At 30.0% G+C, this 22,963-nt stretch carries 12 protein-coding genes and 2 pseudogenes; all 14 read right to left on the bottom strand.

Features of this window, described 5'->3' with window-relative positions; genetic code table 11:
* Nucleotides 1-56: 56 nt before the first annotated feature.
* Complete coding sequence (locus RZ44_RS02890) at nucleotides 57-1,205, bottom strand: hypothetical protein (protein WP_035808275.1); 1,149 nt, start codon at nucleotides 1,203-1,205, stop codon at nucleotides 57-59.
* Nucleotides 1,206-1,226: 21 nt separating this feature from the next.
* Nucleotides 1,227-2,852: a heparinase II/III family protein gene (locus tag RZ44_RS02885; RefSeq protein ID WP_035808273.1), complete on the bottom strand. Its 1,626-nt coding sequence runs from the start codon at nucleotides 2,850-2,852 to the stop codon at nucleotides 1,227-1,229.
* Nucleotides 2,853-2,950: 98 nt separating this feature from the next.
* Complete coding sequence (locus RZ44_RS02880) at nucleotides 2,951-4,009, bottom strand: D-alanine--D-alanine ligase family protein (protein WP_035808270.1); 1,059 nt, start codon at nucleotides 4,007-4,009, stop codon at nucleotides 2,951-2,953.
* Nucleotides 4,010-4,189: 180 nt separating this feature from the next.
* Complete coding sequence (locus RZ44_RS02875; RefSeq protein ID WP_035808268.1) at nucleotides 4,190-5,260, bottom strand: YheC/YheD family protein; 1,071 nt, start codon at nucleotides 5,258-5,260, stop codon at nucleotides 4,190-4,192.
* Nucleotides 5,261-5,586: 326 nt separating this feature from the next.
* Nucleotides 5,587-6,931, bottom strand: a pseudogene (locus RZ44_RS11400) (IS3 family transposase); the annotation flags it as partial.
* 58 nt (nucleotides 6,932-6,989) lie between these two features.
* Nucleotides 6,990-7,319 (bottom strand): annotated as a pseudogene (locus RZ44_RS11110) (transposase family protein); the annotation flags it as partial.
* A 456-nt stretch (nucleotides 7,320-7,775) separates the two neighbouring features.
* Complete coding sequence (locus RZ44_RS02865; RefSeq protein WP_035808266.1) at nucleotides 7,776-9,323, bottom strand: glycosyltransferase family protein; 1,548 nt, start codon at nucleotides 9,321-9,323, stop codon at nucleotides 7,776-7,778.
* 14 nt (nucleotides 9,324-9,337) lie between these two features.
* On the bottom strand, nucleotides 9,338-10,945 hold the full coding sequence (locus RZ44_RS02860) for a heparinase II/III domain-containing protein (protein ID WP_035808263.1): 1,608 nt from the start codon (nucleotides 10,943-10,945) through the stop codon (nucleotides 9,338-9,340).
* A 46-nt stretch (nucleotides 10,946-10,991) separates the two neighbouring features.
* Nucleotides 10,992-13,385: a heparinase II/III domain-containing protein gene (locus tag RZ44_RS02855; protein ID WP_035808262.1), complete on the bottom strand. Its 2,394-nt coding sequence runs from the start codon at nucleotides 13,383-13,385 to the stop codon at nucleotides 10,992-10,994.
* 10 nt (nucleotides 13,386-13,395) lie between these two features.
* Entirely contained in the window at nucleotides 13,396-16,026 is a 2,631-nt protein-coding gene (locus RZ44_RS02850) for a CgeB family protein (protein WP_035808260.1), read from the bottom strand.
* Between the two features lie 15 nt (nucleotides 16,027-16,041).
* A complete protein-coding gene (locus tag RZ44_RS02845) occupies nucleotides 16,042-16,911 on the bottom strand; it encodes a GW dipeptide domain-containing protein (RefSeq protein WP_035808257.1) in 870 nt (289 codons plus the stop codon).
* Between the two features lie 59 nt (nucleotides 16,912-16,970).
* Nucleotides 16,971-18,452: a hypothetical protein gene (locus RZ44_RS02840; protein ID WP_035808254.1), complete on the bottom strand. Its 1,482-nt coding sequence runs from the start codon at nucleotides 18,450-18,452 to the stop codon at nucleotides 16,971-16,973.
* A 15-nt stretch (nucleotides 18,453-18,467) separates the two neighbouring features.
* Complete coding sequence (locus tag RZ44_RS02835; RefSeq protein WP_035808253.1) at nucleotides 18,468-20,291, bottom strand: hypothetical protein; 1,824 nt, start codon at nucleotides 20,289-20,291, stop codon at nucleotides 18,468-18,470.
* A gap of 53 nt (nucleotides 20,292-20,344) precedes the next feature.
* A complete protein-coding gene (locus RZ44_RS02830) occupies nucleotides 20,345-22,963 on the bottom strand; it encodes a glycosyltransferase (protein WP_035808251.1) in 2,619 nt (872 codons plus the stop codon).

Genomic DNA, 22,963 nt, shown 5'->3' with positions numbered 1-22,963 from the left:
ACTCTTCCTTTTTTAAAAAATTAGATTAAATTTTTTTCCTAATTTAAATCTATTGTTTATATAGTTCTAGATGAATAGTAACTTTTCATTTCCAAGAATGTATAGATGTGTTTAGAAAGTTCACGCTCTTGTACAGTTAAACTTAAGCCAGTTCTTAATTTATGCTTGATGACTAAGCTTTTTATTAATATATCAAAAGGTTGTCGTACTGTTCCTTTATAAGGAACATGATGTTGAGTGTGATTACCATTTGTATTAACTTCTATTATATGACCCGGCCCTTTGCTATAATCTTCACACATAAAATCGATACTTGCTGAGTGTAAGCCCGGGATCGCTGCTACTGCTTTAATAGATTCTTGGATTATTTCATCTGACAATTCGTCAGTTATATCAATACTTTCTGCACCTAGCACCATGTTAGACATCTCGTTTAAAATATAAACTTCATTTTTTTTAAGAACATAATCTAGACTCTTATTATTTTTTTCTAATTTTTCTAAAACAACTTTATTTACAGGAATTAATTTTGATTTAAAGTAATGTATTTTACTACGGATTATATTTTTCTCTTCAATTAGACGCCTTATTGAACTTTCTCCATCTCCAACTACATGAGGAGGTAACCGTATTTCGGCTGCAGAATATATACCTTCAATAACACTTACTCTAATATCAAAACCATCTATATGTTTTTGTATAATAAATTCAGGGGTTATTATATTATTATCTCGTTGAGCGACTAAACTTCTATCCCAAGAACTAGAGAAGTTTTCAATTGATACATTTGTTTCAATACCTTTTCCACCAAATAATGATATTGGTTTTATAACAATATTAGCTCCATCGAGAGTTCTTATATAATCAAAAGCTTTGTCTTTTTCATCTTCCTTAAACAACTCAGATTTTAAAACATTTATATCAAATTGACTCAAATAATTTTCAAGCTTATATTTATTTCTGCACAATTTTAAAGCGCTTTTGTGTGTTGTCGATATATTAAGTCCCCGTATATTACCAATGTTTTTTCTTTTGTAGAATAAGTCAATTCTCTTTCTTTTACTATTCTTTATTTTTGAAACTTTGTATACAATATTGTTATTAGATGCAGCATCTTGTAAAAGTAATTGTGAATTAACCTTTGAGTCTAGCATATTTACATCTTGTTGATTAAACAATAATATTGCTTTCGTAACTTTGTTCATATTATCCCCTTTAATTTTTTATTAAAATTCTAAAGTCTTTATTTGACTGTTATATTCATAAACTATTGTTCTATTCTTGAATGAATAACTTACAATAGCAACATCATCGATATTGTTATAAAAATATGTTAAAAACTTGCTACTTTTACCTTTTTTAATAAAAGCAGTTTTATGGTTAGGTGTATAATTACCGAATTTTTTGGAGATTTTCCCACTTGTAATTTCTGTAGAGGTCTTTACATTATTTACTTTGACAGTTTCAAGTGTATATTTCATATTTCCTACTTCTATCAATATACTTTTTTCATCTTTATATTTAACTTTTGCATCTGGGGCTAAATTGAAATTTTGATAATATAATTGTTTATTTTGAGAATCAATTTCGTCAACTATAAATATAATACCTTCTTTAGTATTTATTAGCGTTCTTGAAATATTAGTATCCTTATAAAGATTATTTATTCCTCTAACTTTAGTATAATCTTCTGTTTCTTTATACTCTTTAATTCCTAAGTTTTCTTTATCATTTTCATAATCACTGTATTTATATTCCATATCTTTTATAAGCAATGTATTATGTGCGGAAGGAGAAATTATATACTTCCTGACTTCATTATTTTTATTGTAACTATATTTACCAGAATCTATAAATATATCATTACCATTTTCAAAATAAACAAAAGATAAATCATCATAGTGTTTATGTGTGAGTTTACTGTATCCAGATATGAAAACCAGGTGTTTACTATTTAGATTATCTAATTTATCTTTATATTGTATAATGCATTGGCCAGCTTCAGTATCTACGAAGTTTTTATATATTTTCTTTGTAGTTTGTTCTTTAATTTGTCCTGTGTCACCGATTAATGGATAATACGAATCCGGTTTAAGAATCAGTTGATTATAGTTATATGTTTTCTCTAGTTTATCTTTCAAAGGTGTTGGGATTTTTATATCAATAGAGTCCAATAAATATTCAGTTCTTTGAAAAAGAATTCTTACTAACTTATGATATTCTGGAGAATTTTCTAAATGTACTCCCTTTTCACTAAAATCTCTATTGATAGTTTTATAGAGTCTGCTTATTGATTTTTCTTGATACATTTTCTTTTTCTTAGTATCGTTTATGAAAAAACTGGTGCAAAGAAGCGCATTATCCATCATAATTCCATGATTATTTTCTTTATAATTCTCATCTTCAAAAAGAAAATCTGCATGTTTTAATAGTAAATTCTGAAATTCTTCCTCTTCGAATTTAGACGTGTTTTTATAAGCAGATTGGAAAAAAATAAAATTTATAATTCTATATGATACCGCATGTTCATTCCACGCTAAATTATTTTCTTTTAAAATATAACTTTCTTCTAAGTGATATTTAATCCAATCATCAATTATTGCACGCGCTAATTTGACCTTCATGGTTTTAGGCGATTTTATATGAGACCAAGTGATATCATTTACAAAATTTAAACTATGCAAATATACTTGATATGTTCTAGGATTTCTGTGGTGGTTAAAATTCCAGTCAATTTCTTTTTCATATTTAATCGGATCAAGATTACGTTTAATATATAATCTCCCTCTTAACAATCTTCTAAAATTTGTTTCCATTCTTTTATTATATGGAACTAATTTTTCAATATTCATAATTTCACCTGTTCAGTTTAATTATTATAATTCAACTATTGATAAACTTTAATAGCTTCATTTTTTAATCGTCCTTAAATATAATGTTAATGCAAAATTTATTTAATCAGACTTTTTCTTAAATCGGTTTTTAATTTATGAGTTTGCAAAGCTAATTCAATCAGTCGTTCAATAAGACTAGAATATTCAATACCTGATACTTCAAGTAATTTGGGATACATACTAATATTTGTGAATCCGGGAAATGTATTAACTTCGTTTACAAAAATTTCGTTATCATCAGTCAGAAACATGTCAACTCTTCCAAGTCCTTCACAGTCCAAAATCTTAAATGTTTTCAATGCAACTTCTTGTAAAGCTGTGACTTGGAAAGAGTTTAGTTTTGCAGGTATTTCTAGACTGGCACCTTTTTCATCTATGTATTTCGATTCATATGAATAAAATTCTGTATTAGATATAATTTCACCAGGTAACGATACAAATGGATCCATGTTCCCAAGAATAGCCACTTCAATTTCACGTCCATTTATTGCACTTTCAACCATTACTTTTGTATCATATTTAAATGCTTCATCAATAGCATTATAGAAACTTTTTTCATCAGTTACCTTCGAGACTCCAACGGACGATCCCTGATTGACTGGTTTAACAAACATTGGAAGACTAAGTTTTTCTTTTGTTTTATTGAAGTTAGCTTTATTTTTCTCGTTATATTTAAACACTACTGATTTAGCCACATCGATACCTTCACTTTTCAGTAATTTCTTAGTTATATCTTTATCCATACAAATAGCTGAGCTTCTTACATTACAACCAACGTAAGGAACTTCTGCAAGTTCAAGCAATCCTTGAACAGTACCATCTTCACCCATAGTTCCATGAAGTATTGGAATAACAACATCCAATTGCTTATTAATATCTGTACCTTCAATCCTGCCTGGAGAAACTATTCTTACTTTTTCTGCAGACTTCTCTTTCCAATTGAATAGATCTTCAGCTTTAGTCAAAAGCCATTCACCAGATTTGGTAATATAAATTAAGTTGATATCATATCTTTTTTTGTCCAGAACAGTTAAAACACTCTCAGCAGAACGCATAGAGATTTCATGCTCTGTTGATTTCCCTCCGTATATTATTCCTATACTTATTTTTGACATCCAATCACTCCAATTTTTAAGAATTTCAATATTATATATAATAATTTTATCATAATTAAAAAGTATTACTCATCAAATTTAAAATCAGACTTTAAAGTATTTTTCTTTAGATATTATAAGAAACATATTTAAAAAAGCTGGATACTATCCAGCTTTCCAAATTAAATATTAAAATAGAAATTATAAAATATAATCTTCTTCAGTTGCATTTAAAGCAATATATCTTGCATAGCCTATACCGTTTAACGCAAGATCAAAACCTGCATAAAATTCAGCAGGCTTATTTACATTATATTCGACAAAATAAATACTATTATCTTTATTAATTACAAAATCAATACCAACTTCAGTTATTTTAGAATCAAAAACTTTTTCCATAACTTTTACACTTTTCAATGAAATCTCTCTAATATTTCTATTTATTTTTTTATAATTTTCCTTGCTGAAATTTCTACTAACAAACCCTTTCCATTGACCAATATAACCACCATTGCTAAGCATTGAAATTTTAGCTATATCGTGACCAACCCGCGGGACTATTGCTAAAAATTCCCATTCATTATTAATATTACGTATCATATGAACTCTAATATCAAAAGGATGGTTATCTAATGTTTTAGAGGGAATAAATTTTTGAAGTACATAGTTATCCCTACCAGAGAGGTTATCGAGCCATTTGCTAAATTCTTCTGATGAATAACTTATTATAGATTTCTCTAGAGCAACTTCAATATTTTTATCATTAAAGTATATATAATATAAATTTTTACCGCCAGAGGACGACTGAGGTTTCAAAATAATATTTCTATGTTTTTCTAAAAAATTTAATGTGGCCTTAGTACTCAAAAATCTTTCATAAGGAATTATATTTTCAAGTAAGGTTCCTTCTTCGTAGAATTTATCGTAAAAAGTTAATTTATTCATTTTTTGACCAAAATTAGGGTGTGTCGTTGGAATATGTTTTATTTTGTCATATACATGTTTATATTTTGGAGAAGAAGCTGTTCTTAAACGATCAAAAATAACATCTATACCATTGCTTAAAGAATAATCCTTCCAAATCCATCTCCCATTTTGAAATGTTTTACCTTTAATTAAGTCATTAGAACTATCTATATTAGAATTGGAAAAATAAAATACTTCACAATCATAAAACTTTGAAACAATAGCACAATGATTATAGAGCTCTTTATGAAATTCTGACTGCGCTAGTATACCAATCACAGGTTGTATATTTTTTAATTTATTCATTTTTGATATCACCTTAATTAATTTTATATAATTATTTATTAGAAAAAATTCACTCGTATTAACTAATATAACTTCATATTTAGCATTATATGAACACTGATTAAATAAATTATATTGACTTTATATCTAAGTATTTAGATTATACCATAAGTATATTCACATAATTTCATTGCTTTATCACATTTTGTTATAAATTTATTTTAGTAAAAGTATAATCTAATACCAGACTAAATGTATTTATATAAACTATTTATGGAAAAAATCTAATACATTATCTTTTAAAATAGATAAAAAATTAACTGTTATTAATTTTTTATTTTATTTAAATATAGAAATTTTATACTCTCTAACCGTCCAAAGAAGCCCTCACATGGAGGGTTATCGGGAAAACATCCTTTTTTGGACATTGAACGTATTAAGTTATTACTATCCTTTCGATCAATTCATCCATGCCAACGATAATGCGCAACCCGATCCGTATTAACAATTTGTTTCTCTCCCTCTTGTAACATTTGCATCGCCTGATCAAGCACTGTATTAACTAACTCTGCATTAGGGGTGATACTCTCATTGTCCAACCCACGATAACACCGTATTCAATCCTTGGAGATAGATATACCTTACCGCTAAGTATACAAAATTCCGTAACCCATTTATCATTTATTTTATCTACTTCAAAATATTAGGGACAACAGGTGATATCTCTCCATCATACGAACTATATTTTCTCATTTTAATGGATTTCGCAACGAGATTTTTTCCTGCATTATACGTCGCACTTTTTTTCGACAGGATAATCTCTATATTTTTTAATGACGCATGTATCCAACGGTAGGCGTAAAGACACTTTCCTACTTTGAAAATATCAATAATTTGAACCCGCACATAGTTGTATTTATTCGGCAGAGCAAGTTGTTTCTTATGGTAACAATAACTACTTTTGGGAATGTCAATAGATGTTAGTAATTGATAAAGTTTGTACTTTGGACGAAGGGCATGGATCAGGGTTGTTTTTTCTTGGTTAGTCAGCGCTTCCAGAAAGATGCCTTGGTCTTTTTTTATAATTTCTCCTGCTTTCTCTAGTATATCTTTTTGCATTTGAAGTTGAGATAGCTCATCCTGAAGTTACTTGACTTGGTCTTTCAATTTATTACGTCTGTATCACTAGGTTTCTTCATTTTATTGATAGACACACCTTTGCCAAGCAGCTGGACTCTATACTGGTAAAGAGGCTCTCGGCTAACCCCATATCATCCGCTATTTTCTGTGCAGATGTATTACGAGTGAGTAAAACACCAGCTTCTTTTTCTTTTGATGTTAAGTTTATCCCATTTCTTTTAAATTTACGAGACTGAGGTGCCATTTCCATTACCCAATTCGTTAAAAGCCCATGACTTGGATACCCTAGCATTCTAATTGTACGAGAATAACACTTACCATGCTCTAAATAATGATCCACTGCCGTCTTTTTCTGTTTTTCTGTGTTAGACCGACTCGTAATTTCCTTTTTAACGTCACCATGCCGTTTATGTTCTTCTATCCAGTTTCTAAGTGACAAACGTGAGAGTACCCGAGTTCGTTTATTACAGCAGCGTATGATTCGTATTTAAAATAAAGATTTATAGCTTTTAATTTTTCCTTATAAGCATACTTCGACTTCCTACTAACCAATTTGGTCTAAGATTTTGTCCGCATGCCCATCTGTACATATTTATACTAGCATTTATAAGATATGACAATGTTTTTCGACCACTTGTGTCTCTGCAGTAAAACTATGTCCGCAGTCTTTACAGAGATAGCGCTGCTTAGACAGCTTTAAGAATGCCGGCAGACCAGAGATGTGCGGCAAAGTGATTCGAGAGGCACGGGTGCCATTGTTAACTATACTGTAATCCGCATTGATGCATCCGCAATCTGGACAATGCGTTGGATTGTACGTGAGCTTGGCCGTGATAAACAGTGATTTAATACCTTTATGACTGACTTCTTCGACCGTGATCTGGATAAAATCAATATTGTTCTCTTTTATTTGGAGGAAAGATAGTATAAAATTCTTCATAGGCGTAAATGTTCCTTTTTATGAGTTGTGGTGACTTCATTATAAAGAACATTTGCGCTATTTTTATACCTTTTTACAGAAAAATACGATTGATGACGTTTTAGTCATCAACCGTATTTATTATAGAGCTAAATTACTATACAAAAAAGGTTAGAACATAAATAACTCTATAATAAATAATCCGTACGCTAGCTTCCCAGAGGCATCGCGTAAGTCTGAAGTCTTACGCTGATGCTATTCTCCAAGGAGTTTAACGTACGGATTTTTTCAGTATTTTATAACATATATTATCTTCTTTAGGCTTTTGTCCCAGCCTCGCATGTTATTACTTGATAATTCATTCCATTACACTCATAGAAAAACCCTCATAATAAATATTTTTATATAGTTTTAATCATGACTTATTCCAAATTTCTTTCATAATCAAAAGTCATTTTAGAATAAAGCACTAATACACTACAATTTCACTTGTTTTTCTAAGTTTCCTCTAAAATCTGGATGAAGGAATGGTCTTTTATTTACATGAGTATCTCCGAAATTAAAACTTTCAAACTTCTCTTTTATATAATAATAACCAAATGAAAGTGCATTCTGATCAAGTGTCCATGTATGTTCATTTTCGTATTGATTGAGAATATAAGCTGTTGTTCCTCTCATAAATTCTTTTGACACTTCTTCATTTTTTAAATAGACTATTCCTGCCATAAATCTTCTCCAAGGGAAGATAGATAAACCAATACTTGAGCTAGTAGTAGCTATATCGCTTTCTCTGCATTTAATTAACAATTCATCTAAGTCATTTATGAACATAAAATCTGCATCCAGTATTAATATTTCGTTTTCAAATTTTTCAAGAAAATAATCAGCATGCATAAATCTAGCACACGCATAATAAGTAGTAATATTTTCTACGTTTTTAGGAATATCTTCATAAGAAAAAGTTGGTAAAGTAACTGTTTTAATTTTTCGAAACTCTATAATATTATTAAATAAATTTAATGTATCTTTAATAATATTCTCTGCATTATCTGAAATAACATGGAAATGGAAATGTACTCTTTCCAGTGCAGTTATACTATAAAGTAAGCTTGGTCCATATACTCTCAAGAATACTTCGTCAACTGAAAATACTAAAGTAGTTTCTTTATCATTAGGTATTTCGTCTGAATAAAATTTAAAACTATCAAATACCTTTTGACGATCATATTTAACATCTTCTAAATCTAAGTTATTAAATGTACTGATTCCCCCTAAATCGAAATTCAGTAGTTTAATTAAATCAAAATCTTCATAATTTTTTGCAGCTTCACTATAATATGTCAAAGCTTTGCTTCTCTCTCCCAGAAAACTATAATAATTCCCTATTAAATAATTATCTAACTGCAGTTTTGATTCCTTAATTCGATCTATTTCCTCTGACATAAATATTGCTAATCTAATATCTTTACTTTTCTCTATATCTAAAAAAGATTTTTCTAATAAATTTAATTCTTTTAACTTTTCATACAGATTTATTAGATTATTATAGAATGAGAAAATATTTTCCCATAAAGTCGAGATTTCCATTTTATATTTTTGAGTTAATAAAAGAGATTGTTTAAGGTTGCTAATTTTATTAACTCGATTTATCCAAATATGTTCTAAAACCTTTTTAAATATAGGTCTTAGTACTTTGACTTTTAAATTAGATTTCCAATACTGTGACAAGAGATCATAGGCTTCTTCATCAGTTATTTTAATGTTATTCAGTAAAAAATCTTCTAGTTTCTTGACGTCGATAAAATATATATACTTGGTAACATTCCTAAATTTACCTTCTTTAAATACTTGAATTCTAAATTTAAAATTTTCAGGGTTGGCTAAAATATTATCATCTTCAATCTCTAGCACTTCACCCTCTTTTACTTCTATCACAGAGACAATTTCATCAGATATATCATCTCTAAACATTATCCTGCAATCTTCTTTAATTTGATGATCTACAGGGTTTATTTGTAAAGTCATACTATTCCTCCTATTCAGTCAAAAAGATTAAATTCTTTTATCTTTGAGTTAATTTCATAAGTTAAAATATTATTTTTGTTATTATACTGAACATTTTTTATACCTTTATTTTCATTATATATACAAGTAACTATATTTGAATTTATCATACTCGAAGTAAATGATATTTTTAAATTCTCATCATATTCGTTAAATCTATAAGATATTTTAGACTCACTCACACTACTCTCTAAATCATCAAAATTTTTGTTTAAATTCTGAATAACAAATGTATTCTTATTATCTACCATTGAATATGATTTATTATCAATTTTGGATACAGAAAGCTGTTCAGAAAGTATAAAATTTTGAATTATATCTACCTTCTCCTCAGCTAGAACTTCGTCTAGAATTATAACTAGATGATCTGAAGTTACTATTACAGTACGTTTAAGTTTGCAGTTTGGATACAGATTATTAATGCCTGTGGCAACCTTCAAATCATCGCTAATCTTTACATTCTTAATTTCTAAATCAAATTGATCACTTATGGGGTTGCCATATGAGTAATCTTTATTAGATATTATTATAGTACTGTGAGCATTTTGAGACGTAAAATAATCTCTTAAATTATCTTTTTTATCATAATTGTATTTACCAGAATCCGTGATTATATCCGAACCATCCATGGTTAAGATAAAAGATAAATCATCTTTATGTTTATGGGTTTTTCTCTTGTAACCTGATTTGAAAAATAAATAGAAACTTTCTTCTAAGTTATCCTTATGTTCTTGTTGAAAAATAACAGTCCCTGAATCATAATCTACAAAGTCTTCAAAAGTTTTTTTAGTATATTTATCATAAATATAGCCAGTATCTCCTATTAATGGATAAGAACTATTTGGCTTTAGCATAATCCTATTAAAATATTTAGCCAAATTAATAAGCCTATGTTCTTCACTGCCTATTTTAATATTTTTCTTTATTAAAGTCTGATTGGTTATATGCAGTATCTTTTGAACCATCCTGTGATATTCTGGTGAATTTTCAAGATGCACCCCACGTCTTGAAAAATCTCTGAAAATTGCTAGCTTAATACGGTATAACGCTTTACTTAAATATAGTTTTTTTATTTTTTCATTTCGTATATAAGAAACACTTTCAATTAAAGCTTTGTCCATCATAATCCCATGATTATTAGGTCTATAATTATTTTCATCAATTAAAAAATCACAGTGTTCTTCGATAATTGTATCAAAATATTTTTGATTATCAGCAGTCAGTTCGCCAAGCTTCTCAAAATAATATAGAATATTATGCAGTCTATTAGAAACAGCATGTTCATTCCAAACAAATTCATCTATGTCTTTACGAATTTCATTATATTCATACCAGCTAGTCAAAATTTTATTCGCTAATATGACCAGGTCTTCCTCTTTTGTTTCTTCGTATACCATTACAATACTTTTCAAAAAATCTAAAGTATGGAGATATACTGAATAAGTTCTAACATTCGAAGTATGTTTGTATCTCCAGTCTATACCATTTGATATATCAATCAAATCAAACCCTATTTTTAGTAATAATTTATTCTCTTTATAATTACTGACAACCTCTTCAGCAATTTCATATCTAGTTTTCATCTATATCCCACCACAACAATTAACTCATTAATTATGAGTAATTTTATTATTCAAAACTATAATTCATTAAGTACTTAATAAATTCCTCTTTGTCTTCTGGAAAATAAGTTCCTGGATAAACATGCAGATTATAAGTGATAGATTTTTCCGTTAAAAATTTTAATAAATAACCAACATGTTTACCTTTATGGTAATCGTTCTCACCTACGCAAATATTAATATTTTTAAGTTTTGAGAATTCACGTATATTACTGAGATAATCATTTAAATAATATTTTAAGCTTTCTTTTTCTTCAAAACCTAGAGTATCAACCATATTATCAAATTTTTCATGTCTTGTATAATAGTCTCCTATCAAAATCAGAGGAGAAGAAACAAATACATTATCAAACCCTGAATTCAGTGCATAATATATGGCTGCAAACCCAGCTTTAGATCGCCCAAAGAAGTATGTACTTTCGTTGCTGTAATTATTTTCATTTATTATTTTATTAATCACCATAAGCACATCTACCTCTACTGTACTTGATGAATTCCCTTGTATAAAGGATCTTCCCACTATAGATTGATTATCATAAAGATATAAGATATTGAATCCTTTTTTATGAAGGTCATTAAATTCATCTAGTTTATAAATATACTTATCCTCTGTAGGACTGAATATAACAGCTAACTTATTATTGTTGTAATCTTCATATACATAGGAAATATCTCTAAAGGATTTTATTTCATTTTTTTTACTAAAGTTAGCAGTTCCTTTTATTTTAAATTCTTGAAGACGTATTTCCGTATCAATAACTGCTTCAGAATTATTATTGTAACCCTCTATTACTAAAGTATTTGAATGCTTTGGTTCTTCTATTTTAAGGAATTGGTAGCCCATAATTTTAGGGTGTTTTTGCCCACTAACATTATATACTTTCATTTCTGAAAGTCCGCTATGGTGATTAACTTCAAGTTCTGCTACTTTAGCGTTATTCTTAAAAATAGAGGCTATGTTGCCATTCAATAGAACATCAAGATCACCGTTTATTTGAAAAAGCACTTTGTATTGATTAGAATCTGAAGAATGTATTTTATCTGTTATTTTAAAATTACCTTTATCTAGATCACCAGATATTCTTCGTATATGTTCTGTATTTTTATAGCGTTTATTAGTACCTTCTACAGAAAATGTGTTGTTAGCAGTGTCAACTTGACTATCTGAAATATAAACCTCTTTAAATTTATAATCAGTTCGCGGTAAAGAATTATTATTAACTATTAAGGTAGAATGTGCAAATTGAGAATACGCATATTCAGTAAATGGTTCTTTATAATTATAGTTATGAGGACCGGAATCAATAAATATAGGTCCGTTTTTGTATAGAATAAAACTTAAATCATCTGTATGTTTATGGTAATGCATATGATAACTTGCCAGAAAAAGGAAATAAGTGGACGTTTTCTTCCAACCATCTCTGGCTATTAAATAACCTGACTCCGGGAAGTTTTTTATCAATGGGAGAGGTTGTTTTCCTTCCTTGCCCCCTGAAGTAATAAATTTGTATTCTTCACTGTTGAAAAGATTTCTATAAACACCTGAAGTAGACATATTTATTTGTGTGCTATGAGTACTATCAGAAATATTAGGTAATTTAAAATCAGGCATGGTTATATTTATTGTGTAAATTTCACCTTTTTCGAAAATATCTTTCAAACTATCCGTTCTGAAATCAGAGTAATCTGCTAAATTCAGTGAAGTTAGTATTTGTTTTAAACTGTGCAGTAAAAGCACATGGTAAGAAGGCGCGTGCTCTTTATGAACTCCTTCACTAGTAAATACTTCTCTAAAATATATATATATTCTTTCCAGTGCTTTATTAAAAATAGCACTTTCTGAAAAATCTTCGTACTTATAAAATGAGTACGCTAAAAGAGACATATCTTGAAACATACCGTGATTATTTAATCCTGCATAAAATTCATCTGAATTTAGTAAAGTGACTGTTTCTTCAATTTTTGATTCAAAAAGTGATAATTGTTCTGGTTGAAATAACTCTATAAATTGATTATAGTACTTGAACCAAAATAGTAATCTGATAGCAGTACCTTCATCGTGATATGCTAAAGGATCTATACTGTCAATTTTCTCAATAGGAAATGTTTCAAACCAATCAGTTAATAATTTAAAACTCTCAGTAAAATATCTTTCATCTTTTGTCTCACTATATGCACGTGTAAAGTCACTTAAAAATATATGTGTATGTAACCATCTTCTTAAACTCCGAGACTTACTCTCAGTTTCCCAATTATTATTAACATTAACAGATATATCATAATTATTATTCAAATTAAAAATATTATTATTAATAATATTTTCAGAAGCTAACACTTTATTTTTAGAAGTACTATTACCAGTCATAGGCATAATATATTTTAATCTAGTTCGTTTATCCATAATTTTCACCCTATACTAATACATTATATTTCTGATTGTCAGAAATCTCATTACCATTTTTAATATAGTTCATCTTATCATTTGAATAGATTTTAAATCCAAGATAATTAAGCTCAGTTATATCTTTATTACCTTTAAGGTAATTAAAAGTTTCCTCAAGATTAAAATTAGAGAAAAGACTTGAACGGATGATTGCTGAATTCATATTTATATTTTCAGTATATTCGTGTTCAGAATTCTCATTAACTTCATCAAGGTTATAATTCTTAGACACAAAGTAATTGCTCTTACCGATAACACTAGCATCAGTGTACTGCACAGCCAGCATCAAATCCTTTAGGTAGTTAGGTGCATAATAATCATTCTGACTCAGCAGTGAAATATAATGAGTTTCTGCGAGTTTAGACAGCGTTTCAAAATTTTCAGTCAGCCGTTTTTCGTTCAGAATTGAGATGTTTTTATTTATTATACTGTAATCATTTATTTCATCTGTTACCGCAATGATTAACTGTTTATTTGAGTAGATAATACTTTCGAATTGATCAACTATACTGGAAATTTCGTCTTTATTATCAATAAACGTTATAAAAGTCACCGTTTTCTCTTCTAAAGTAAACTCATAACCAAGTGTATCAGCAATTTGCAGCAGGCGCTGTTCATAAGTATGTTCAGACAGTACTTTTCTAACACCAAGCTGTTTTACCTTATTATACTCACTTGGACTATTATTGAGTTTCGCTAAGTAATCATTAAGTTCATCTGTATTCTCTGAATACCCTATAATATCACCGAACTGTTTCTCCATACCTAAACTATAATTACTGATAATTGGAGTCCCAGATGCAAGTCCCTCGTATACTCTACGTGCATACATGGTAGGAGAGGTTTTCACAGTATTGATGTTTATCATATACTTATAGCCTTTATAAGCTTTTTCAATTTCATAAAATGGTAATGTACCGAGAATATACTTTCTGAATTCTTCAGGGAAAAGGAAATTTAAACGCTCACCTTTCTTTGTATATTCATAATTACGATCATAGATATACAGATTATGAGGAATTGAGGCTTTGAATAATCTGTTCATATCTTTTGATCGTTCTTCTCTCAATCCGTAATAAGAACCAGCAAATGAAATTCCATCGACTCTTTCTTTTTGAATCTTCAATGGATTATGGTTTACCGGTTGTGCTGCAAATTGAAGAACATCAACATTCTCATGATTACATGCAGCTTTATAGTCATCGACTCTATCTTGGTCTGTGGTAAATATATAATCACATAATTTAGCAGTATGAATAAAATGATCATAATGTACAGGATCTTCTTTATTCCAAAAAACTACTGGGATATTTAATGATTGTGCAAAAGCAATCAAATCTTTAATATAGCTATGTTTCTCATCGGTAACATAAGCTATTTTCTTAGACCAGTCTCCATTGTTTCCATGCCAGCTTGACTCTATAAATATAAAATGTGGCATAAACGAATTTATTTCATTTTTCCAGTTATCAAATGTCAATCTGAGTAAATCTGCTTCATATTTATAAGAATGATATGTAAACTCATCCATTATAACTGCCATTCTTAAATCTTTTATGCTTTTAATTGTTTTCATATGAGTATCAATTTCATAACGGCTATTCCATTCAACAATTTCATATTCCGTTTCTGTTTCATATTCAATAATATTGATCGGCTGTATTTCGACCTTACCTGTACCAGTAAATCTATAGCTTAAGCGGATAGCAGTTGTGTCTTTTTGAAATCTGATAAACTCGCTTTCATTTGTCAGTTTAATTAAATTTGTTTTCCCAGTATTATTGTATTCAATTACAGTCGGTGTGAAATCAATTTCATCATGTAATTTAAATGGCGTTATTAATTTATAAAGGTTTTTCGTATTAATATTAATTAATGACTGTTCGGGTAATTTATTGAAACTGTTGTTCTGAATTCCATAAGAAAAGTAAATGAAATTTTTATTTAATTCAGGAACTGAAATTAATAAATTATCATTATCTTTTTTCATTGTTACCCGAGTGTCCGGATTATACATTACATCTGTATTTAATTCTAAAAACGTATTGCTTAAAACTGTCATGTTTTCTTTTACTACATTCATTTCTAAATTATAAAAAAATCCTTTATTTTCGGGGACAATAAAAGCTCTCAGGTAGTTAGTTTCTTTATTTGGTAAAATACGTACATCATTCAAATTCGAATATTTCCTCGCTAAAATACCTTTTTCTGTAGAAAATTCGATAACTATAAAATGACAGTTAATATCATCATGATTGTCATAGTTAAATTCAAATTTTAAAATTTCATTCTCCCTGAGACTATAGTTCTCTACTTCTATATCATAACCAATACGATAATATTTTTTATATTCAGAATCGACATAGTAAATCTCATTTTTACTATTTGTGAATGCATCAAGTATAGTCTTATTACCTGTTGAATTCTCTAATATATGTTCAGGTATACTTATAGAAGTCCGTCCAATTATAATATTGTTCTTATTAATTCCTGTAATATCACTAAGCGGTAGATTATATGATAAATCTTCAATATGCTTCACTCTATTTTTATTGATAAAGTAATCATTAAACTGCTCAACAACCGATTGCTTATTCAAAAATTCACCCTCTTGTTACAGAATTTCTTTTAATTTTTTAATATTTTGCTTAGTTTTCTTTTCCTGTTCTTTCAATTCTTTAATATTATCTCTGAGTTTGATAATTTGATTACTATAGAATTCATTCTGTGTCTTAACTTTCTCCTGCAGCTGATAAATCAAAGCATCTATAATCACTTCGTCCAACGTTTCAACGACTGATTTTTCTATACTTATATTTGTATTATTAATATCGGTCCAATATCTTTTTCCATTAATAATTACTCTTACACCATTAAACTTTTCAAATCCGCCTAAAGAACTGTATAGTTTGCTGTCATGTTCAAAATTTTCTATAACTGTTTTCTCCAGCTTGCTATCCTTGTATAAGTTCACTTCATCTGCTATAAATTCGAAATCTTTTTTATAGTTTATAAAAAATGAAATATCCTTCAAATTGATAAATCCTAATAATTCATCTTTCAACATGATTGAACAATAAATTTCATTATTAAAAATTGCGTAAAAATCACTAATGAAAATTTTAAACCAGTTTTCCTTTAATTTTTGTGTATCTATTTCTAATAATTTATTAAGATCATTTTCTATATTCTCATCGTTCACAATTTTAGTTTCTTGTTTTTTATTCTTAATATAAGCTATTGTATCGTTTTTTGGACTGCACCAGCCGATTAAATTATCTTTATACTTAAATTTAAAATAATACTTCTCATTTATTTTAGCAGTTGAAATAACATCCACCACTGTATTATTAAATGTCGATAAATTCTCTGTAATTTCCTTTAAGTCTATCTGCTTATAGATAGGGCTATCTTCAAGTTGTGTGATATGTAATTGAAAATTTAAATTGTACTTCTCTATCCAGTCCATATAAGATAATGACATTAAATTACTCCTCACTGTATTTATTAAAAAAGTGAAGAATATAATTCTTCACTTTTAAATTAATCTATTTCTTTAACAGTTATCTTTCCTGCCTTTTGCCATGATGCCGCATCATAATTTCGTTCATAATACATTTTAATATTTATCTCTGAATTTGCTTGTATAAACTTTCCTTCCAGAAATTCATCGATATTAAAAGTTTCATTATTTAATTCAATTTTGATTCTGTGAGCATTCTTAGGGTTGTTAAAGTAAGTTTCAACAAGAATCATGCCCGGGCCGTTTTTAACATAAGTCATTTCATAAATATCATCTTTACTGATAAGCTGGGATGCCGGATGAACAGTAATTCCTTTATCCAGAATTTTACCGTCCAGATTCTCAGATACACTAATCCCTTGTGCTTCAGCTTCCCGTAGGAATTCCTGATTCACTACTACTTTCTTCAGCTCTTCTGACATTTTTTGATTCTGTTTCTTCATTTTTGTATATTTCTGCAGTAATGTCACGCCCTCAGAAAAATCATAAAAATCAATTGACGGATGCATTATTTTAATAATTCGTGTTAGAGGATTAAATACGGCAGCATCGTTAAAGTTGTATATGATTTCCTGTATTGCCAATACATTAAACGGATCATAAATCAGCTGAGGCTTCTGGTCATTTCTGTAATTCAGTTTATGCAGCAGATTATATTCTATACTAGAGCGATCTTCTAAATTTCCATCATTCAAATTGTATAAATTATTAAAGTTATTCAGTTCTTTATCTGCCAAATCAATATCTTTTCTCATATAAAAGCTGTAATTCATCAGATGGGTATTGGCAAGATAAGTTGATGAAGCTTCTGCATCTTCTTCCAGGATATTCATTTTATACTCACGTGCCATCCAGTGCCCGATTTTAACAGTCAGTTCATCATTCTCTCTGAGATTCAGTGTCTGATTCATAAGAACCGGGCGCAGTATAGAAATAATCGCTTTGTTCATTTTATTTCTTCTGAAATTCAAAGTTACATCTTTATCGATGAAATATTTATATTGGTTGCTTACAAGATCCAACACAGTTCTTTCAATACGTTCATCCGTCAGCCTGCTGTCGCTTATACTGATTCTCGATAATGTAAAGTCTTGCAGATCTAGAATAGATACACCGTTTAATGTCGGCAGTGTAACTGTATTGTGTACTGTCACAATTTTCTCAGCAGCATCAAAATAAACAGGTGTCATTCCTGCAGCATCTGTGATCAGTTTCCAGCTATTGTTCGTTTTAAATACCAATATAAAATGTCCGTTTAAATATTTAATATTTTCCAGAATCTCAGAGGGATTATTTAAAAGATTACTTAATGTTTCTTTCATGTTTTGATTTGGATTTCTGACATCGAAACAGTAACCGTAGCTGATGATTGTACTGTTATTTTTTATAACCCTGTTAAAAATATCTTCATGGTCATAGCTTATAACCAAGTCATCCTTTAATTTATAGTTACAACTGTATTGATTATTCACTTCATGTGATATTTCAAAACTGTTTAACATGACTGACCTCCGATTTTATACATTACTTATTTGAATACGTCCTGCCTGCTGCCATGATGCTTTGTCGAATACATTACTATAATCTATTCTAATCATAAACTGCTGGAAAGGTTCAAGTGTGACATCATAACCTTCAAATAAGTCGACGATATCGATACTCTTAAAAGTTTTATTATCAAGTTTCATTATTTTAACATTAATATACTTTCTGCCGCTTTCTTTATTAAAAAGACTCTTTAGATGCAAAGTTTTTGATTCATGCGTATTATTTTTCGCTTTAAATACATACTGATTTTGCGGACCCACGAACTCTGAATCCGGTTTAATCGTAAACACATTATCTGCATTTTTTTCTAACTCCAGGTTATTCAGCTCATAAATCTTCAGACCATTAATATACTGATTGGTCAATCCGATTTTATCATAATCCACATTAATCGTTTTCTCATTTACGCCTATAAACAAAAGTGCCGGCCAATATTTATTTATCAAAGTTTTATACAGCACTTTATCTTTACGTTCCTGAATCGAAGGCGACTGCAGGAGATCGATAATTCTGCGTGTATTTACAAAAATGAAATCCAGCAATTCAGGATCTGTCTCCTGCGTTACATTACTGTGCCAATTCCCCATACGGCTCTCCAGATGGAAAATTTCAAAGTAATGCCTGCCTTTCCCTACACCTTCACTATGAAGATTACGTTTATAGTATTCTTTAACGATATCATTATAATTCGGAAATTTAACCGCTTCTTTTGAAACACCGTGTATGAAATCGTTCATCTCTTCATAAGTAGCGGGATTATGATTTTTCTTTAAAGGAAAGTCCGATTTCCCCATTCCATATACTGTGGACTTAATATGAAGAGCTTTATTAAATTTTCTTTCATTGCGGAAATAGTCTATTAAAGAGAATGAATGTGCAGTCTGCAAAGTCTGCAGGGCATTTTTCCTTTCATTCCCCTGTAAATTATAATCCGCCAGGTCCACCATCGTATGATTCACATTTAAGTTTGTCCCAATAGCTTTAGTTATAAACATATCAATATCGTATATTTCCTGCGCACGTTCACTTAAACGTGCAAGATTCGGGTGCAGATATGTAATATACTCTACCTTTTCACTGAAAGAATTCGTCAACGCCATCGATACACGGGAATCATAGCCCCCTGTTAAAGTGAGTATAATTTCTTTCTGCGAATGCTTTAGCCATTTAATCATTTCATTAAAATATACTTCCAGTTCTTTAATAACAAAATCGATGCTTTTATGAACAATGTCTTTATCCGGATAGTATCTTTTAAATTCCCATGTGCTTAAATCAAGTTTTAAGCTGGGATTGAACTTAAAAATACTTTCATATCTTGTAAAATCAAATGAACCTTTCAGTTCCTCTCTCAACGGTTTAACTTCGATATTATTTTGTTTCAGCACTTCTTCAATCAGAATATCATGTGACGAGATTACTTTCTCATTCTCTGCATAGTTAATCGGCAGCAATGCGCTCGCATCTGTATAGACTTCCGCCTCAGCTTCCTTATTAACGATAAGCACATACCGTCCATTAATATAATCCAGTTCCCTGTCAATATCATTTGATACTGACAGGTTTCGAAGGATTTCTATATCTGTTAAGTCACCATCGCGAATATCAAGCATATAACCCAGTACAATCAGCTGGCTGTTATTCTCTTCATATAATGTAACGTCCATATCATTACTGTAATGTAAATTATATTCCCCAATACTTACTTTAGAACTCTGTGTGATATTGTCAGACTGCAAGGATTGATGCAGCAATACGTATGAATACGATGTTTCGATATTATTTACTAACACGCTGTTCCCCCCACAAAACGATGTTTCTCATAGAAGTGATTATCTGAGCAACATTATTTTTGATATTCTAAAATTTTCTCTTCCACAAGTGCATATTCATCGCCGATATAATCTTTGTAAAGACTAAATATTTCATGCAGCTTTTTTGCGGCTTCAGGCTGATTTGCTTCTTCTACTCTTTCCAGTCTCGGAAGGTACCAGTTCATGAGATAATACTCAAAACGATCTTCTAAATACTCGTTAATTAAGTCATTTTCAGTCAGGAAGTTAATACGGTATTTTTCTAATTTCAAGTACTTATCAAAGAATGACAATCCTACTGTATTCGTTACAGAATCAGCAACCGCACCATAATACATGTGAATGACTTCATCAATTGCTTTCACCTTATTAGAATGCAGCAGCAGTTCCTGATAGTAAATCGTATCCTGTCCGATAGCGCCTTCGACCATTTTAATATTATTGTCATCAATAATACTCTTACGCACAATCATAGCCTGGATACTCTGAGCTTTTAAGAACGAACGTTTAAGGAAACCTTTCGTATCATCAATCAGATTGTTCTTATAGTTATAATGCTGAACAGTCTTATAATAATTAAAAATACTCTTTTCATTCTGGTCTTCTTTAACCATGTTACCGACAACCATATCAAGAGTGTCATCCGCTTCAATTTCCTCTAGGAGCCTGCTAAATCCGTCTCCTGTCGCTTCGTTGTCCGGATCAAGGAATGTAACCAGCTCTGTTGAAGCAAGCTCTACGCCTTTATTACGCGGCGTTGAAGCACTGCCTGATGCTTTTTCAAATTCATAGTAGACAATATCAGGATTACGTCTGATCAAACGGTTCACTATATTGATCGTTTCTTCATCTGTTGAACCGTCATTCACAAAGATAATTTCCATATCTTCATATACAGACTGGCGTTTTAAACTGCGCAGGCATTTGTTTTCAAGATATCTTCCATTATTGTGAATCGGTACAACAACACTCAGCTTATGCTTTCTGCTGCTCATCACCGGCAGTTCTGTGTGAAGAACAACTTCAGTATCATCGATATTCAATCCTGATAAAACTTTATTTTTAACGGTTTCAATATTTGCATCCGGTAAAATGCTCAGGTCAAACATTGTTAATGCTATATCTGAAAAATTATTTGTAAAGTTGTATTTCTCTTTCGAGTTATCTTTTGTAACAAAATCTACGTCAGCATATTTAAATCCACTGACCAGTTCTTCTATATAATTTTCTTCATAGTAATACTTTTCATTGTCGAAATATGTCACGAAACGATACGGTGATAATCCAATATCGTTTAATTCATCTTTATTAATGAAGTCAATATCTTTATATGACTGTGCTTTAACCATCTGATCCGCTTCGTTATCTTCTGATTTTAAGACTACAAGCACTTTTGCATTATCAACATCAAGTGTATGTCCGAGTATTTCATACATATATTTAATTCTATGGTACGTCGTTTCATAATTCATTGTCTGACGTATACCCGCAGATGAAATTTCTCTTATTGCTCTGTCTGATGTATGTGTCAGGAATTGAGGAACATCAGTTTTGTAATTATAAATAAATACGTGGGGGAATTTACTATTCACTCCAACTGAGAAGTTAGATAACAATATGTTTCCAAATGCCTGCAGTTCATACACTCTGTTTGCAAACATCGTGTTTGAGTATTTAACTGAGTTGACGTTAATCGCGTTTCTGTATATTTTATGAGTCTTCATAAGTAAGTCATGCGGCAATGGGTATGATAAGTATTCCATATATTTCGGCGGGAAATGATAGCGCTTATTCTCAAGCTTCAGATTACGGTCAATAATCGTTAGATCCTTTCCTGCTTTAATCACTCCGTCAAATGCCATTGCTGATTCCTGGTTTCTGACTGGATATTTCACCATCCAGCTGCCCGCAAAAATAACGTCATCTTTGTAATCTTTAAATTCAGGTGCATTAATCCCAATTGGATTATGTTTATGAGGATTGATTCCAAATTCCAATTTATACACTCTGTCGTGGCCGACTGCTTCAATGTAACGTGGAATTATTTCTTCTGCTGAGGTAAAGATATAATCACACTTCTTGGCAATTTCAACAAACTGGTCATAGTTAACAGGGTCTTCTTTTGAGTAGAACAATGTCGGTATATTTCTCTCCTGCAGTTCTTTAATCAGTTCATACAGATGATGACGTTCTTCCGATTTGTCTTTAGAAACATTCTGCCAGCTGCCGTCAATACCTTTCCAAGTCGTTGCTACGATAACAAAGTCAAATTCAATTTCTATATTGTCTTTATCGTAGTTAATGTAATGAAGATTCACTACATCATTATATGCTTCATATAAAAATTCATCACAAATAATCCCTATATTTAAATCTATCTTTTTAAACACGCGGGAACCATTTGATTCTGTTACATACTCAGACAATTCCTCAACTTGATTGATGAGTTCTGGTTTGCCCTGTTCATTGAATAACTTATAGTATTCTTCCAATGACAAATCATGATACTGAGTTGATGTAGAAACATCTTTATTAAAAAGATTCCCATATGTATCAACATCATGGAACTTTGCCAGCTGATACAAACCAAGTAAGTAATTATCTGAAATACTTACATGAGGTAATACTGATTCATTATTATTTGTCGTCAA

The organism is Jeotgalicoccus saudimassiliensis, assembly GCF_000756715.1.
Taxonomy (GTDB): Bacteria; Bacillota; Bacilli; order Staphylococcales; family Salinicoccaceae; genus Jeotgalicoccus; species Jeotgalicoccus saudimassiliensis.
The sequence above is the reverse complement of the archived record's forward strand: the minus strand, read 5'-3'. Positions and strand labels throughout refer to the sequence as shown.